Source organism: Delftia sp. K82 (assembly GCF_002193035.1).
GTDB classification, from domain to species: Bacteria; Pseudomonadota; Gammaproteobacteria; order Burkholderiales; family Burkholderiaceae_C; genus Comamonas; species Comamonas acidovorans.
In genome coordinates this window covers 369,960-384,829 of record NZ_MYFL01000003.1, presented here as the reverse complement: position 1 = coordinate 384,829, position 14,870 = coordinate 369,960, and the positions used below count along the sequence as shown (strand labels likewise).

At 68.3% G+C, this 14,870-nt stretch carries 14 protein-coding genes; 3 read left to right on the top strand and 11 right to left on the bottom strand.

Translation table 11 applies throughout. The features are described 5' to 3' along the window. Positions 1 to 51 precede the first annotated feature (51 nt). From KDK82_RS18640 to raiA, 9 genes are all read right to left on the bottom strand, one after another. Positions 52 to 810 (bottom strand): ABC transporter ATP-binding protein, encoded by a 759-nt coding sequence (locus tag KDK82_RS18640; protein ID WP_034389926.1) that lies wholly within the window; start codon positions 808 to 810, stop codon positions 52 to 54. Continuing rightward, positions 807 to 1,805: an iron chelate uptake ABC transporter family permease subunit gene (locus tag KDK82_RS18635; protein ID WP_088165866.1), complete on the bottom strand. Its 999-nt coding sequence runs from the start codon at positions 1,803 to 1,805 to the stop codon at positions 807 to 809. Before KDK82_RS18635 ends, KDK82_RS18640 begins: the two co-directional genes overlap by 4 nt. After that, positions 1,802 to 2,785 carry an ABC transporter permease gene (locus KDK82_RS18630; protein WP_034398095.1) on the bottom strand — a complete coding sequence of 328 codons (984 nt, stop codon included), beginning with the start codon at positions 2,783 to 2,785 and terminating at the stop codon, positions 1,802 to 1,804. Before KDK82_RS18630 ends, KDK82_RS18635 begins: the two co-directional genes overlap by 4 nt. Positions 2,786 to 2,831: 46 nt before the next feature. After that, positions 2,832 to 3,800 (bottom strand): siderophore ABC transporter substrate-binding protein, encoded by a 969-nt coding sequence (locus KDK82_RS18625; protein WP_256974514.1) that lies wholly within the window; start codon positions 3,798 to 3,800, stop codon positions 2,832 to 2,834. A 62-nt stretch (positions 3,801 to 3,862) separates the two neighbouring features. Next, positions 3,863 to 5,629 carry an enterochelin esterase domain-containing protein gene (locus KDK82_RS18620; protein WP_088165864.1) on the bottom strand — a complete coding sequence of 589 codons (1,767 nt, stop codon included), beginning with the start codon at positions 5,627 to 5,629 and terminating at the stop codon, positions 3,863 to 3,865. 4 nt (positions 5,630 to 5,633) lie between these two features. Further along, on the bottom strand, positions 5,634 to 7,823 hold the full coding sequence (locus KDK82_RS18615) for a TonB-dependent siderophore receptor (RefSeq protein WP_088165863.1): 2,190 nt from the start codon (positions 7,821 to 7,823) through the stop codon (positions 5,634 to 5,636). A 230-nt stretch (positions 7,824 to 8,053) separates the two neighbouring features. After that, on the bottom strand, positions 8,054 to 9,010 hold the full coding sequence (gene hprK, locus KDK82_RS18610; protein ID WP_013804473.1) for an HPr(Ser) kinase/phosphatase: 957 nt from the start codon (positions 9,008 to 9,010) through the stop codon (positions 8,054 to 8,056). Between the two features lie 39 nt (positions 9,011 to 9,049). Continuing rightward, positions 9,050 to 9,523: a PTS sugar transporter subunit IIA gene (locus KDK82_RS18605; RefSeq protein ID WP_013804474.1), complete on the bottom strand. Its 474-nt coding sequence runs from the start codon at positions 9,521 to 9,523 to the stop codon at positions 9,050 to 9,052. 155 nt (positions 9,524 to 9,678) lie between these two features. Beyond that, positions 9,679 to 10,038 (bottom strand): ribosome-associated translation inhibitor RaiA, encoded by a 360-nt coding sequence (gene raiA, locus KDK82_RS18600; protein WP_012202932.1) that lies wholly within the window; start codon positions 10,036 to 10,038, stop codon positions 9,679 to 9,681. 364 nt (positions 10,039 to 10,402) lie between these two features. Between raiA and KDK82_RS18595 the strand changes: the two genes are divergently transcribed. Together KDK82_RS18595 and KDK82_RS18590 are read left to right on the top strand one after the other, a co-directional pair. Beyond that, positions 10,403 to 11,326, top strand: a complete 924-nt coding sequence (locus KDK82_RS18595; protein WP_088165862.1) for a phosphoribosylaminoimidazolesuccinocarboxamide synthase — start codon at positions 10,403 to 10,405, stop codon at positions 11,324 to 11,326. 158 nt (positions 11,327 to 11,484) lie between these two features. Continuing rightward, entirely contained in the window at positions 11,485 to 12,069 is a 585-nt protein-coding gene (locus tag KDK82_RS18590) for a DJ-1/PfpI family protein (RefSeq protein WP_012202930.1), read from the top strand. Between the two features lie 29 nt (positions 12,070 to 12,098). Here KDK82_RS18590 and KDK82_RS18585 read toward each other — a convergent pair whose 3' ends face one another. Further along, entirely contained in the window at positions 12,099 to 12,959 is an 861-nt protein-coding gene (locus tag KDK82_RS18585) for a DMT family transporter (protein WP_012202929.1), read from the bottom strand. A 94-nt stretch (positions 12,960 to 13,053) separates the two neighbouring features. Between KDK82_RS18585 and KDK82_RS18580 the strand changes: the two genes are divergently transcribed. After that, complete coding sequence (locus KDK82_RS18580; protein ID WP_088165861.1) at positions 13,054 to 13,950, top strand: LysR family transcriptional regulator; 897 nt, start codon at positions 13,054 to 13,056, stop codon at positions 13,948 to 13,950. 3 nt (positions 13,951 to 13,953) lie between these two features. Here the strand turns inward: KDK82_RS18580 and KDK82_RS18575 are convergent, their stop codons facing one another. Next, positions 13,954 to 14,865, bottom strand: a complete 912-nt coding sequence (locus KDK82_RS18575; RefSeq protein ID WP_088165860.1) for a LysR substrate-binding domain-containing protein — start codon at positions 14,863 to 14,865, stop codon at positions 13,954 to 13,956. Positions 14,866 to 14,870 lie beyond the last annotated feature (5 nt).

Genomic DNA, 14,870 nt, shown 5'->3' with positions numbered 1-14,870 from the left:
CTCGCCTCAGGCCGCGCCAGGTTCAAGTGCCAAGCCCGAAACGCCGCATGTTCAACCAAAGTAATGGCAAAGCCTGCGGCCCTTGACCTCGTGCACGCTGACGGGGATGCCGTAGAGGGTGCTGAGGACCTCGTCCTGCACGACCTCGGCCGGCGTGCCCGCCACGGCCAGGCGGCCGTCCTTGAGCGCGATGATGTGGTCGGCGTAGCACGAGGCGAAGTTGATGTCGTGCAGCACCATGACCACGGTCTTGCCGCGCTCGGTGACGGCGCGGCGCAGCAGGCCCATCATGCTGACGGCGTGGGCCATGTCCAGGTTGTTCAGCGGCTCGTCCAGCAGGATGAAGGGCGTGTCCTGGCACAGCACCATGGCGATGTAGGCGCGCTGGCGCTGGCCGCCTGAGAGTTCGTCGAGAAAGCGCTCGGCCAGCGGCGTGAGCTGCAGGTACTCCAGCGCCTCGTCCACATGGCGCAGGTCTTCGGGGCCCAGCCGGCCCTTGCTGTGCGGAAAGCGGCCAAAGCCCACCAGGTCGCGCACCGTCAGGCGCAGCGTGCTCTGGTTGTCCTGGCGCAGGATGGCCATGATGCGCGCCAGCGCCTCGGTGGGCGTGGTGGCCACGTCGAGGCCGGCCACCCGCACCTTGCCCGCCGTGATGGGCATGAGGCGGCTGACCAGGGACAGCAGCGTGGACTTGCCCGCCCCGTTGGGCCCGATGATGGCCGTCAGCGCCCGCTCGGGCACATCGAAATTGAGCTCCTGCAGCACTGCCGTGCCGCCATGGCGCTTGAGCAGATCACGCACCTCGATCATTGGGTCCCCTTGCGCATGAGCAGCACGATGAAGACGATTCCACCCAGGAACTCCACCACGATGCTCAGCACGGTATTGAATTGAAAAAGCTGCTCCAGCAGCACCTGCCCACCCATGAGCAGCACGCAGCCCCAGAGCACGGCCGCAGGCAGCACCCAGGCATGGCGGCGCGTGCCCATAGCGTGATAGGCCATGTTGCTGACCAGCAGGCCGAAGAAGATCACCGGGCCGACCAGGGCCGTGGACACGGCCACCATGCAGGCCACCACGGCGAGCAGCCGCAGCACGCGGCCCTCGTAGTCCAGGCCCAGGCTGACGGCGGCATCGCGCCCCAGCGAGATCACGTCCAGCACGCGGCGCTGGCGCCAGATCCAGGCGCTGCCCAGGGCGATCAGCAGCAGCGACGGCAGCAGCAGCTGCAGGTTCACCGCGTTGAAGTTGGCGAACATGCGGTCCTGCAGCGCCGTGAACTCATTGGGATCGAGCACGCGCATGGCCAGCCCGGCCAGGCTGCGAAAGAAGATGCCTCCCACCATGCCCACCAGCAGCATCAGGTGCAGGCTGCTGGCATGGCCCACGAACAGCCAGCGCATCAGCAGCACGCTGAAGCCCATCATCAGCACGATGTTGAGCGCATAGCGCCCGACCTCGCCCATGGCGGACATGCCCGCCGCGCCCAGCATCAGCACCATGGATGCCTGCACGAACAGGTACAGCGCATCCAGCCCCATGACGGAAGGCGTGAGGATGGTGTTGTGCGACACGGTCTGGAACACCACGGTGGACAGGCCGATGGCACAGGCCACCAGCGCCATGGTCAGCACCTTGGCGCCCCGGTGCTCCAGCACGAAGGCCCAGTCGGTCTTGACGCCCACGGTCATGAAGGCCAGCAGGCACAGCAGGGCCAGCGCGCCCAGCAGCGCCAGGCGCGCGCCATGGCCCCAGCTGCGCGCTGCAAGCTCATCGGAAGCAACGGATTGCGGCAGGCTGCTCATGCACGGTCCTTGCGGCGGCGCAGGATCAGCGCCAGGAACAGGGCACTGCCCAGCACGCCCAGCACGGTGCCCACGGGGATTTCATAGGGAGCGATCAGCAGCCGCCCGACCAGGTCGCACAGCACGGTCAGGCCCGCGCCGATCAGCGCCACCCACAGCACGCTGCGGCGCACGTTGTCGCCCAGGACCAGGCGCACCACATTGGGCACGATCAAGCCCACAAAGGGCAGGCTGCCGGCCGTGACCACCACGGCCGAGGTGGCCACGGCCACCACCACCAGCCCCTGCCAGACCAGGCGCCGGTAGTTCAGGCCCAGGTTGGTGGCAAAGCTCTCGCCCAGGCCCGCCACGGTGAAACGGTCGGCCGCCAGGCAGGCCAGGGCCGTGACGCCCAGCGACAGCCACAGCAACTCGTAGCGACCTTGGACCACCAGCGAGAAATCACCGTTGGACCAGGACTTGAGCGCCTGCATCATGTCGAACTGCAACGCCAGAAAGCTGGCGGCTGCCTCCAGCACGCCGGCCAGCACCAGGCCGACCAGGGGCACCATCCACGACGAACGCAGCCGGATGCGCGAGAGCACGGCCAGGAACAGCGCCGTGCCCAGCAGTGCCGCCACGGCCGAAATCCCCATCTTGGCCATCACCGGCCAATGCGGCACCCAGAGGAACGCGGCCAGCATGCCCAGGCTGGCCGACTCCACCGTGCCCACGGTGGAAGGCTCCACGAAGTGGTTGCGCGCCAGCATCTGCATGAGCAGTCCGCAGACCGCCATTGATGCGCCGGCCAGCACCAGGGCCAGCGTGCGCGGCACGCGGCTGTAGACCAGCACCTGGCTGGCCAGGTCGTCCTCGTTGCGCGACCACAGCACGCTCCAGTGCATGTCGCCCGCGCCCACCATCAGGCTGGCCAGGGACAGCGCCAGCAGCAGGCCCAGCGCGAAAAGCCAGGCAAGGGCCTGGCGAGAGGGGCGTGACATGGGCGCGGCGTGCGCGGCGGCGACAGGCGGGCTCAACGCTTTGACGTCATGTGCGGGCAAAGGCATCCGACAATTGCTGGATATTGGCCTTCAGCGCGCCCGGCCCGGCGTTGGACAGGGTGTACCAGTTGGCCGCATTCAGATAGACCACCTGCTTGCCGCGCCATGCCTTGGTGGCACGCACCAGCGGGTTGTCCAGCAGTTGCTGGGCGGTCTTGCCATCCTGGCCGATGGCCACGTCGCGGTCGATGACGAACAGCCAGTCGGGATTGGTCTTGAGCAGGAACTCGAAGGAGACCACCTGCCCATGGCGCGCCACCGTCAGGTTGTCGATGGCCGGCTTCACGCCGAACACATCGTGCAGCATGCCGAAGCGCGAACCCGGCCCATAGGCACTGAGCTTGCCGCCCGAGGTCAGCAGCACCAGCCCCTTGCCTGCGTCCTGCGCCTTCCCATGCAGTGCGGTGATGGCCTGCTCCACAGACCGGACCTCGGCCTCGGCCTTGTCCTGCAGGCCGTAGACGGCGCCCAGCGTGCGGATGTTGCGGTAGATGTCGGCCATCTGGTGCTGGTCGCTGACACTGAGGTCCAGCACGGGCGCGAAGCGCGACAGCTCCTTGTACTTGGCCTCGGAGCGGCCGCCCACGATGATGAGGTCGGGCGACAGCGCCTTGATGGATTCGTAGTCAGGCTCGAACAGGCTGCCGATGCGCGCATACCTGGCATCGGCATAGCGTGCCAGCAGCGGCGGCATCTTGAACTCGGGCACTCCCCGCACCTCGCCGCCCAGCGCCTGCAGCGTGTCCAGCGCCGCCAGCTCGAACACCAGCACGCGCACGGGCTTGAAGGGCACCTGGACCTCGCCCTTGGCATGCGGCACGGTCACGGTCACGGTCTTGCCGGCCGCTGCCGTCTGGGCATGGGACATCTGCGCCGCCAGCGGCAGCGTGACCAGCACGCCCAGGCCCTGGCCCATCTTCGCCAGGATCTGGCGACGGGAATGATTTGCATTCATGGTGTTCATCTTTACAGTGATTGCTGTATTGCCAGGAAGTTCAAACATTGGCCTTTGCGGCATCAGGGCAGTGCAGGCGTGTCGTCCGGCATGCGCTCGCAGGCCGGCAGGCCCTGGGCAAAGCGCCCGGGGTTGAGCAGGGCCACCAGGCCGCAGGCCAGCGAGCCCTGCCACTGCAGGTAGTCATGGCTGGTCTCGTGCTCGGCCTGGGTGACTTCGTAGCCCTTGGCGCGCAGCACATCGGCCAAGTGGCGGTTGGTTTCCAGGATGCCGTCCTGCCCGCCGCGTGCGCGCTCGTAGCGGCCCGCATCCAGATAAAAGCGCACGGGCTGGCGTGGCTCCTGGGCATAGCGGCGCTGCACCCAGCCCGGCACCTCGCCGGCCGGCGACCACCAGAACGATCCCGACATGCTCAGCACGTTGCCGAACCAGCGCGCATTGACCAGACCCGCATAGGCCGAGGCCAGGCCACCAAAGCTGGAGCCACCGATCACCGTGCGCGCCGCAGGCTGGCCCAGGCCCTGTTCACCCACCCAGGGCATCAGTTCCTCATCCAGAAAGCGCGCGAAGGCAGTGTTGGGCGGCAACTCCCTGCCGCGCGCCTGCGGGCTGGCGTTGTCCACCAGCACCACGGCCGTGGGCGGGATCAGGCCGTCGGCCATGAGGTTGTCGATGAGGGTGGGCGTGGACACCTGCTTCGCATAGGCGTTGCCGTCGAACAGCACCAGAAGCGCCTCGGGCGCCTGGCCGCCCGCCGGGCGGTAGGTCCAGACATCGCGACTGTTGCCCAGAACGCGGCTGGACAGGCGGTGCTGCACCAGCGCCCCCTGGGCCACGCCCGCGCGCGGCGCCACCCAGGGCTGGGGCGGTGCCTTGGGCAGCTCCAGCACGGAGGCGCCCTGGAAGGCGTCGATGAAGCCGCCCTCGGGGGGCTGCGGAAACACCTTGGGATTGAGCGGATCGCGCTGCGCCGTGGCCAGCAGTGCGCGGCGCTGCTCCATGGCCGAGCCTGCGATCAGCGGCACATCGGGCGCCAGGCGGTAACTGAGCCGCGCGTTGTCGGCCATGCGGAAGCTGGCCCACCAGACATCGCTGCCGGCCAAATGCTGCAGCGGATCATGGTTGCCGGCCGGGCTGCCGAACAGGCGCACGCCCTGCATGCCGGCGCGCGGCTGGCCACGCCACAGGAAGGTGACCAGGGACTGGCCGCCGGGCAGCGGCTCCACCATCGGCGCGCCCTCCTCCTGCACGCTCCGCCAGAAGGCGTCTGCCGCCACGCCCGAACCCGCGCCGCGCTGGATGGCCTGCGCCAGGGCCTGCAGGCGTGGGCTTTCCAGCGCAGGCCGCTCCGGGGCCTGCACAGCCTTGGCGCCCAACGGCGCAAGACTGGAGGTCAACCGCAGCGCAAAGCGGCCGGCTGCGGATTTCACCTCGCCGGCCATCAGCGCGTCCGTTGCGATGTGGCGCGCCACCAGCCTTTGCCTGCCAGCTCCCTCCGTGACCCACATCAGCGACTGCGCGCCGCCATCGGGCCGCGCCAGGCGGCGCAGGTGCCGGCCCTGGGCATCCTCCAGGTCCAGGGCCACGCCCTGCCCTTCGAATTCACCCTGGACCACGTGGCCGGCGGGCAGATCGACGCGCCAGGACTCGCGCCCACCGGCAGCCAGGACCCCTGTGGCCGCCTGGCCCGGCGCCAGCGTGCCCGGCCGTGCGGCCAGGGCCTGCCGCGATGCGGTTGCCGTCATGTCTTCACCGGCATGGACGGCTGCGCCCAACAGGCACAGCAGCGAGGCGGCCACGCACAGGCCTTGTCGTGCAGCTTGCGCCATGGCGTCAGAAGTCCACCGTGGCCGAGACACGCACCGTGCGCGGGCCGCCCGTGGTGGCGAAGTTGTCATTGAAGCTGCCGGCCCAGTAGGACTTGTCGAACAGGTTCTCCACCGTGGCGCGGAAGGTGACGGGTTTGGCCGCGATGCGGGTGGCATAGCGCGCGCCCACGTCCACGCGGGTCCAGCTGGGCATCTTCAGCGTGTTGGCCGAATTCACCCATTGCGCGCCCGTGTAGATCAGGCGGCCGGTGAGCGTGGCGCCCGGCAGCGCGGGCACATCCCACTCGCCGCCCAGGTTGGCCGTCCAGCGCGGCACGCCGTAGACGCCGAAGCCATCGCGCGCGCCGCCCTGGGTCTTGCTCTGGATGGCCTGCGTATAGGCCAGGCCGCCCAGCAGGCGCGTGCCGCGCAGCGGCTCGCCGAACACATTCCACTCCAGGCCCCGGTTGCGCTGCTCGCCATCCATCAGCAGGCGGTTGGTCGCGGTCTCCACCACGGACGAGGGCCGCTCGATCTGGAACAGCGAGACCGTCTGCGTGAAATCACCCGTGCGCCACTTGGCGCCGATCTCGAACTGTTTGGTCTTGTAGGGCGCGAACACTTCGCCGGCATTGGCATAGGTGGCGCCGACGATGGAGCCCGCGCTCAGGCCCTGCACATGGTTGGCATACAGCGAGACCGCATCGCCCCAGGGCTTGACCACCAGGCCCAGCGCAGGCGAGACGGCCTGCTCGTTGTAGCCCGCCATCTTCTGGTTCACGCGCTGCAGGCGTGCGCCCACGGTCAGTTGCACGGCATCGCCACCCCAGCTCAGCGTGTCGGCCAGGGCCAGGCTGTTGAGCACATCGTCGCGCTCCTGCTTGATGGCGCCGTAGGGGCCGGCCAGCGTGATGGGCGCGGGATTGTAGATGTTGGTGATGTAGCTGGCGCTGGTGGCCACGGCCGCGCGCCCGCCCTTCTGGTTCATCCAGTTCAGGGAGGCCACCAGCAGGTGGTTCACCCCGCCCGTGCGCAGGCGCCCGCGCACGCCGAACTCGGCCGCGGTGCTGTCGGTATAGCCGTACTGGTTGTAGGTCTGGCCCACGGCCGAGCCGTCGCCCTGGGCGCGCAGCACCACGCGCGTGCCGTTGAGCATGCCGTCGTAGGCATGCTGCGCCGTGCCTGCGGAGCCGAACAGCGTCCAGTCCGCGCCCAGGTCCACCGAGCCGCGCAGCATCAGCGCATCGCTTTGCTGCTTGGCGTGTATGCCGGGAAACAGGTTGGTCGTGGCGTCGGGCGCCGCGATGACCTGCTTGAGGTTCTGCATGCTGACCATCATCGGGCTGCCATCGCGGATGGTGGAGCGGTAGCTGTAGGCATCCAGCCCCAGCGTGAAACCGTCGCCCTGGTAGTCCAGCGCCAGCGCGCCCAGGCCGTGGCGGCGGTTCTGGCCGTCGATCTCGGTGTCGCCGCTCGAGGTGCTGCCGTTGACGCGTATGCCCAGGCGGCGCTCGGGGCCGAAGCGGCGCGAGACATCGGCCTGCAGGCCCAGCTGCGAGCCGCTGCTGAACATGGTGGTCACGCGCGTGAGATCCTGGGCCAGCGGGCGCTTGGTCACCAGGTTGATGGTGCCGCCCACGGCGCCGCCGGGCGTCATGCCGCTCATCAGCGCACCGGGGCCCTTGAGCACCTCCACGCGCTCGATCATCTCGACGGGCACGTGGCCGTCGGGCGCCAGTCCATACAGGCCGTTGAAGCCCAGTTCCGAGGCATTCACCCCCAGGCCGCGGATGGTGAAGTTCTCGTAGGCATGGCCGGTGTTGGTGGTGAAGCGCACCGAAGGATCGTTTTCCAGCACCGACATCAGCGTGGCCGCGTTCTGGTTGGCAATGCCTTCGGCCGTGTAGGAGGTGATGTTGAACGGCGTGTCCATCACATCGCGCTGGCCCAGCACGCCCAGGCCCGCACCCTTGGCCACCTGGCCGCCCGGGGCCACCGTGGGAAGGGTCTGGGGATCGGTGGTGCCGCGCACCGTGACCTCGCCCAGCTCGGCGTCAGCGGCCCAGGCGCCGGCGGGCAGCGCCGCGGCAGCCACCATGGCGCAGACACGGGCGATGGTGCCCAGGCGGTGGAGCGTGCAAACAGGGGTGCAAACAGGGGTGAAGGGGCTGACGGCGCCTGCGCGCGGCAGGCCGATGCGGGTACGGGAAGACATCCGGGAGGGCTTTCGAGACGGAAGGAAATGCGCCGCATCCAGCCCGGAGCCACTCGGGCACAGGCCGGATACGGCATCTGCCCGAATTATAGAAAATGAGAATTATTCTTATTAAGAAAGCAGCAACAACGCACCGCGCGCAAACATGGGCGCACGGCCAGCAAACAATCGCGTTGAAAACAGTGGGGGCCAGGCAACAGGCGGCCCGGCCTCGGCGACGCCAGCGGCCGCTAGAAGGTGTCGCCGCGCTCCATGGCGCGGCGGTGGCGCTGCACGAATTCCTGGTAGGTGTCGATGCCGCGCAGCTGCAAGATGGCATTGCGCACGGCGGCCTCGACCAGCACGGCGATGTTGCGGCCCGCCACCACCTGGATCACCACCTTGCGCACGGGCACGCCGAGCACATCCTGCGTCAGCGGCTCGGCCGGCAGGCGCTCGTACTCGCGCTCCATGGTTTCCTTGCGCACCAGGTGCACGATGAGCTTGAGGCGCATCTTGCGGCGCACGGCCGTCTCGCCAAAGATGGCGCGGATGTCCAGCAGCCCGATGCCGCGCACCTCCAGCAGGTTCTGCAGCAGCTCGGGGCACTTGCCCTCGATCGTCGTCTGGTTGATGCGGTACAGGTCCACCGCGTCATCGGCCACTAGGCCGTTGCCGCGCGTCACCAGTTCCAGTCCCAGCTCGCTCTTGCCCAGGCCCGACTCGCCCGTGATCAGCACACCCATGCCCAGGATGTCCATGAACACGCCGTGCATGGTGGTGCGGTCGGCGAAATGCTTGGCCAGGTAGGCGCGCAGCACATCGATCACGAAGGCCGACTGCTCGCGCGTGGAGAACATGGGAATGTGGGCGCGCTCGCACATGGACAGCAGCGCATCGGGCGCCGTCTGCCCGTCGGCCAGCACCAGCACGGGCGGCTCCAGCGTGACGATGCGTGCCACGCGGCGCTGGCAGTCCTGCGGCGTGGCATTGCTCAGATAGGCGATCTCGCGCTCGCCCAGCACCTGCAGCCGGTAGGGATGGATGTAGTTCAGGTAGCCGACGAGGTCCGCGCCGGAGCGCGCCGAGCGCACGGCCATCTCGTCGAAACGGCGCTCCGAGGCTCCCAGGCCCGCCACCCACTCCCAGCGCAGGCTGGAGCGGAACTCCTCGAACAGGACATCGGCGCTGATGGCACTGGGTCTCATGGCAAGGCCCGTGAAAAGGGGAAGGAAAAAGTCTGGAGACTAGACCAGGGGCGCAGCGGAGGACTGCCAGCCGGCAATCATTCCATGCAGCCGGGCCGCATCGGCGCAGGACTTCAGGCGCTCGCGCAGCTGGCTGTCGCTGAGAAGCTCGGCGATTTCGGACAGGATTTCCAGATGCTTCTGGGTGGCCGCTTCGGGCACCAGCAGAAAGATCAGTAGGCCCACGGGCTGCTCATCGGGAGCATCGAAACCAATGGGATTGTCCAGCTGGAACACGGCCGCCATGGGAGCGGTCAGGCCCTTGATGCGTCCATGGGGAATGGCCACGCCGTGGCCAAGCCCCGTCGAGCCCAGGCGTTCGCGTGCAAACAGGCTGTCGGTGATGAGTGCGCGGGACAGGCCATGCAGGCTCTCGAAGAGCAGACCTGCTTCTTCGAAAGCGCGCTTTTTGCTGGTGACGTCGACGCTCACGAGCACTTGAGCGGCGGGCAGGATGGAGGCAAGACGGTTCATGGTTCGGGAAACAATTATGCACCGCAGTGCCGGAAACCGTGGGGAAACCCTGACCCCCATCAAAAACCGCCCCGAAGGGCGGTGGTCGTGCGTGGCTCATCAGCCACATAAGCGCAGGTATTGTAAGCGCCCGCACAGGGCTGGCGCCTTACCTGTCACCCGACTGACGCCAAGGTCAGCCCAGCATCATCGAGTCGCTTGGCCGAACCATAGCGGCTGCCCTGCTGGCGGGTCTTGTAGCGCACCACCACGCGGTCCAGCTTGTCAGCCAGCGCATCGACGGCGGCGTAGAGATCGAAGTGAGAGGTCTCGACAAAAAGATCCTGGCCCTTGACGCGCAGCGTGCAACCGGCACGTTGGCGCTTTTCCTTCTCCTTTTGGTTATGAACGGTCAGCAAGACCTTTACATCCACCACCTGGTCAAAGTGCCGAAGAATGCGTTCGAGCTTGGCCATGACGTAACTGCGCAGCGAGGGAGTGACCTCCAGGTGATGCCCACTAATCGTCAGATTCATATCTAAACACTCCTTGCTCTGGATGAAAACAGCCCGGTCCACAGGGAGACGATCCGCAGGGACAGGTGCTTGCAGGCTGGAATGCGCATTCGTTTGCTTGCGAATCCACTATGCGCCGGGGTCTGCCCAAAAGCAACGCCGCAAGCCGATAGCGCAGGACGGTGCAGGGCCTTGGAGGCGGGTTTTGCGCGCCATGCAATTGGGCGCACAATCGGCGGGTTTGCCAGGCTGCGCCCCTGGGGTGGGGCTTGCCACGGGCCGCCCGTCACCGCGAGGCGCCGTTGGTTAGAATCGCGCTCCTGCGCGTGCCGCTTGCAGCCATCCGGCCGCTGCAGCCTCTTTGCCAGATTGCCCCTTGCCTCACATGACCACCCAGTCCCGCCCCTCCGCCCTGCACACTTCCAACATTGCCTCGCTGCCGCTGCTCGCGCGCGGCAAGGTGCGCGACAACTATGCCGTGGGCGATGACCGCATCCTGATGGTGGCCTCGGACCGCCTGTCGGCCTTCGACGTGATCATGGGCGAGCCCATCCCCGGCAAGGGCGAGCTGCTGACGCAAATGGCGCTGTTCTGGTTCGACAAGCTCGGCCACATCTGCCCCAACCACCTGACCGGCGAAGCGCCCGAGTCCGTGGTCACGCCCGCCGAAGTGCCGCAGGTCACGGGCCGCTCCATGCTGGTCAAGCGCCTCAAGCCCGTGCTGATCGAGGCCGTGGTGCGCGGCTACCTGGCCGGCAGCGGCTGGAAGGAATACCAGGAATCGCGCTCGGTCTGCGGCGTGCCCCTGCCCGAAGGCCTGACCAACGCCGCCAAGCTGCCCGAGCCCATCTACACCCCGGCCGCCAAGGCCGAGATGGGCGACCATGACGAGAACATCACCTACGAGCGCACGGTGGAGATGGTCGGCGAGAAGCTGGCCTCCCAGATCCGCGATACGGCCATCCGCATCTACAAGGAAGCTGCGGCCATCGCCCTCGAAAAGGGCATGATCATTGCCGACACCAAGTTCGAATTCGGCCTGGACGAGAACGGCGAACTGGTGCTGATGGACGAAGTCCTCACGCCCGACAGCTCGCGCTACTGGCCCGTGGAGGGCTATGCCCAGGCCCTGGCCAATGGCGAGAACCCGCCCAGCTACGACAAGCAGTTCGTGCGCGACTGGCTGGAGCAGGCCCAGGTCAACGGCAAGCCCTGGGACAAGAGCGCCCCGGCCCCGCGCCTGCCCCAGGAGGTGACCGAGAAGACGGCCGCCAAGTACCGCGAAGCGCTGCAGCGTCTGACGGCCTGACGGCCCGCCGTAGCCCGGCCCCGCGCGCCTTCCCCCGCAAAAGAGAGCTTCGGCTCTCTTTTTCGTTGCGGGCCTGCGTTTTTGCAGCCGGTCATGCCTGCGTCACCGACGCTGCCACAATGTTCGCTTCCTCTGACTTTTTCTGAAGGAGCAAGCACATGGCTGGCAAGAAGATTCTGATGATCTGTGGCGACTACTGCGAGGACTACGAAACCATGGTCCCCTTCCAGGCCCTGCAGGCCGTGGGACACACGGTGCATGCGGTCTGCCCCGACAAGAAGGCCGGGGAACACATCAAGACGGCCATCCATGATTTCGAGGGCGCGCAGACCTATAGCGAGAAGCCCGGCCACAACTTCACGCTCAACGCCAGCTTTGCCGACATCAAGCCCGAGCAGTACGACGCCCTGGTGATCCCCGGTGGACGCGGCCCTGAGTACCTGCGCAACTACGACGCCGTGCGCGCCGCCGTGCGCCACTTCTTCGACAACAACAAGCCCGTGGCAGCCGTCTGCCACGGCGCCCAGCTGCTGGCCGGCGCTGGCGTGCTCAAGGGCCGCACCTGCTCGGCCTACCCGGCCTGCCGTGCCGAGGTCGAATTGGCCGGCGGCACCTATGCTGACATCGGCGTGGACCAGGCGCATACCGAAGGCAACCTGGTCAGCGCCCCCGCCTGGCCCGCACACCCGGCCTGGATCGCCCAGTTCCTGACACTCCTGGGCACGCGCATCAGCCACGGCTGAGCACGCAGCGGCCGTTGGCGCCAGGCGGCTCAACCGCCCCAGCGCACCAGCACGATGCCGCCGAAGACCAGGGCCGAGGCCAGCATGCGCACGCGGCCCAGGCGCTCGCGCATTAGCCAGGCGGCAATCCAGCCCGCAAACAGCACGCTGCTTTCACGCAGCGCAGACACCAGCCCCATGGGCGCCTGCGACAGCGCCCAGGTCGCCATCCAGCTGGCACTCAGCTGCATGGCGGCGGCCAGGGCGCACAGGCGCCAGGTGCGTGCATCGGCACGCAGCACGGCGGGGCCGCGCCGCCAGGCGACGATCAGCACCGTGGCCAGGCCATCGCCCAGCGTGAGCAAGGCCGCATAGAGCAGCGCGGAACCGGACGCGCGCGCACCCAGCCCGTCGATGACCGTGTAGCAGGCAATCATGGCGCCCGTGGCCAGCGCATAGCCGCTGCCGCCATAACCGCTGGCCGCGCCGCTGCGCACCGACAGCGCCAGCACGCCCAGCGACAGGCACAGCACGCCGGCCAGCCCGGTTGCGCCCGGCCACTCACCGGCCAGCAGCGCCGCGCCCAGCGTCACGAACAGCGGCGCACTGCCCCGCGCCACCGGGTAGACCACGCCGAACTCGCCATGCTGGTAGGCGCGCGGCAGCACGAAGTGATAGACGGTGTGCACGGCCACCGAGGCCGCCAGCCACCACCACACCGATGCGTCCCACAACCCCGCCGCGCGCCAGTCCAGCCAGGGCAGCACCAGCAGCGACCACAGGCTGGCCAGCCCCGTGGTCAGCGCCATGGCGACCATCTTGTCGCCGCCCAGCTTGATGGCGCTGTTCCATCCCGCATTCATCAGCGCGGCCCCCAGGGCCGCTGCCAGCACCGCATTGCTCAATTCCATTCCATGGCCTCGTTCTTGATACGGGACGGGATGATGGATTCGCACCCAGATTAGATAAAGTCGAATCTTCGGAACATCATCTTCAGGAAACCTGATGCGACGCCTCAACCTTGACCAGCTCCAGACTCTGGTGGCCGTGGCCGACCTGGGCACGCTGGCTGCTGCCGCCCAGGCCCTTCACCTGTCGCCGCCCGCCGTCAGCCTGCACATCCAGGAGCTGGAAGCGCGCCTGGACACCCCCCTGCTGGTGCGCGGCAAGCGACAGGCGCAGCTGACTCCCGCAGGCGCTCTGCTGGCCGAAGGCGGACGCCGCCTGCTGGCCGATAGCGAGGCCCTGCTGCGCCAGGTGCGCAAGCGCGCCGAGGGCTTTGGCGCCAGCGTGCGCATAGGCGCCTCGGCCGGCGTCAGCCCCCTGCTTTTGCCCGAACTGCTGCAATGGCTGGCCGAGCACGCGCCCGGCGTGGAACTGCGCCTGGAAGTCGTGAGCTCCGCCCAGGCCATGCAGCGCCTGGCGACTGGCCACCTGGACCTGGCCCTGGTCGGGCTGCCCCAGCCCGTGCCTTCAGGCCTGGAAATGCGCGCCTGGCGCAACGACCCCATGGAGCTGTTCGCCCCGCCGCAGATGCCGCTGCCCGACCAGATCACGCCCGAATGGCTCAACGCCCAGCCCTGGATAGGCTTTGCCGCCGGCACCCAGATGCACCGCCTGCTGTCCCAATGGTTCGCCCAGGCGGGCCTGCTGCCGCAGCCACGCATGGAAATGAGCTTTCCCGAAGGCATACGCGCCCTGGTCGCCGCAGGCCACGGCCCCACGGTCCTGCCGCGCGAGGAGCCCATGGACGCCGTCAGCCGCACGCTGCAGCAGCGTGGACTCAGCCCCGCCCTGACACGCCCGCTGGGACTGGCCTGCCGCAGCGCCGCGCAGCAAGACCCGGCCGTGCAGGCCATAGTGCGCGGGTTGATGCGATTTGCCGATCCCGTACGGCAGTAGGCGCTACAGCCCGGCCTCCTGCAGCACCCACGCACACAGCGCCTCGATGGCCGGCTGGCCCTGGCTGCGCCGGGGGTAAAGCAGGTGGTAGGCGTAGGCCGGGCCCAGGCCCACGGCGATGTCGAACAGGCGCACCAGGCGGCCACGGGCCAGGTCTTCGGCCACCAGGTCCTGCTCGACCAGGCCCACGGCGCCGCCGTCCAGCACGGCCTGCACGACGTGGCTGGAGTCGGTGAAGGCGATGCAGCGGCCTGCGTCCAGGCCCTCCACGCCGGCCGCCGCCATCCACATCGGCCAGTTCGGCCAGACCTGGCCGTCCACCCTGCAATCGACATGGCACAGCGTGTGCGCCAGCAGGTCAACGGGCCGCGCCAGCGGCGGGCCGGACTGCAGCAGGGCCGGGCTGCAGACGGGGATCACCCTGGCATCGAACAGGCGCACCGCCAGGGTGTGCGGATCACGGCCGGTGCCGAAGCGGATGGCGGCGTCGATGTCATCGGCGTCGAAGTCGCGCACCTCGTCGCAGATGTCGAAGCTCAGTTCGATCTGCGGATGCGCGGCGCGAAAGCGCGGCAGCCGGGGCAGCAGCCACTGCGTGGCAAAGCGCGCGCCCAGCGACAGGCGCAGCCGCGTCTCGCCCCGGGCCAGCTGGCGCGCCCGGCCGGTGGCGCGCCGCAGCAGGCCCAGCGCCTCGGCCGTGGCCTCCAGCAGCACGCTGCCTGCGGGCGTGAGCTGCATGCTGCGGCTGTTGCGCGTGAAGAGGACGAGGCCCAGCTGTTCCTCCATCTCCTTGATCTGGTGGCTGACCGCCGCCGGAGTCAGCCCCAGTTCGTCGGCCGCGCGCGTGAAGTTCAGGTGGCGCCCTGCAGCCTCGAAGCTGCGCATGGCGCGCGTGCCGGGTGGAAGCTGGCGCATGGATC

What these genes read in the sequence shown, in the direction of transcription:
- KDK82_RS18640 (WP_034389926.1), bottom strand. Translation starts at nt 810, where the DNA reads ATGATCGAGGTGCGTGATCTGCTCAAGCGCCATGGCGGCACGGCAGTG.
- KDK82_RS18635 (WP_088165866.1), bottom strand. Translation starts at nt 1,805, where the DNA reads ATGAGCAGCCTGCCGCAATCCGTTGCTTCCGATGAGCTTGCAGCGCGC.
- KDK82_RS18630 (WP_034398095.1), bottom strand. Translation starts at nt 2,785, where the DNA reads ATGTCACGCCCCTCTCGCCAGGCCCTTGCCTGGCTTTTCGCGCTGGGC.
- KDK82_RS18625 (WP_256974514.1), bottom strand. Translation starts at nt 3,800, where the DNA reads ATGAATGCAAATCATTCCCGTCGCCAGATCCTGGCGAAGATGGGCCAG.
- KDK82_RS18620 (WP_088165864.1), bottom strand. Translation starts at nt 5,629, where the DNA reads ATGGCGCAAGCTGCACGACAAGGCCTGTGCGTGGCCGCCTCGCTGCTG.
- KDK82_RS18615 (WP_088165863.1), bottom strand. Translation starts at nt 7,823, where the DNA reads ATGTCTTCCCGTACCCGCATCGGCCTGCCGCGCGCAGGCGCCGTCAGC.
- hprK (WP_013804473.1), bottom strand. Translation starts at nt 9,010, where the DNA reads ATGAGACCCAGTGCCATCAGCGCCGATGTCCTGTTCGAGGAGTTCCGC.
- KDK82_RS18605 (WP_013804474.1), bottom strand. Translation starts at nt 9,523, where the DNA reads ATGAACCGTCTTGCCTCCATCCTGCCCGCCGCTCAAGTGCTCGTGAGC.
- raiA (WP_012202932.1), bottom strand. Translation starts at nt 10,038, where the DNA reads ATGAATCTGACGATTAGTGGGCATCACCTGGAGGTCACTCCCTCGCTG.
- KDK82_RS18595 (WP_088165862.1), top strand. Translation starts at nt 10,403, where the DNA reads ATGACCACCCAGTCCCGCCCCTCCGCCCTGCACACTTCCAACATTGCC.
- KDK82_RS18590 (WP_012202930.1), top strand. Translation starts at nt 11,485, where the DNA reads ATGGCTGGCAAGAAGATTCTGATGATCTGTGGCGACTACTGCGAGGAC.
- KDK82_RS18585 (WP_012202929.1), bottom strand. Translation starts at nt 12,959, where the DNA reads ATGGAATTGAGCAATGCGGTGCTGGCAGCGGCCCTGGGGGCCGCGCTG.
- KDK82_RS18580 (WP_088165861.1), top strand. Translation starts at nt 13,054, where the DNA reads ATGCGACGCCTCAACCTTGACCAGCTCCAGACTCTGGTGGCCGTGGCC.
- KDK82_RS18575 (WP_088165860.1), bottom strand. Translation starts at nt 14,865, where the DNA reads ATGCGCCAGCTTCCACCCGGCACGCGCGCCATGCGCAGCTTCGAGGCT.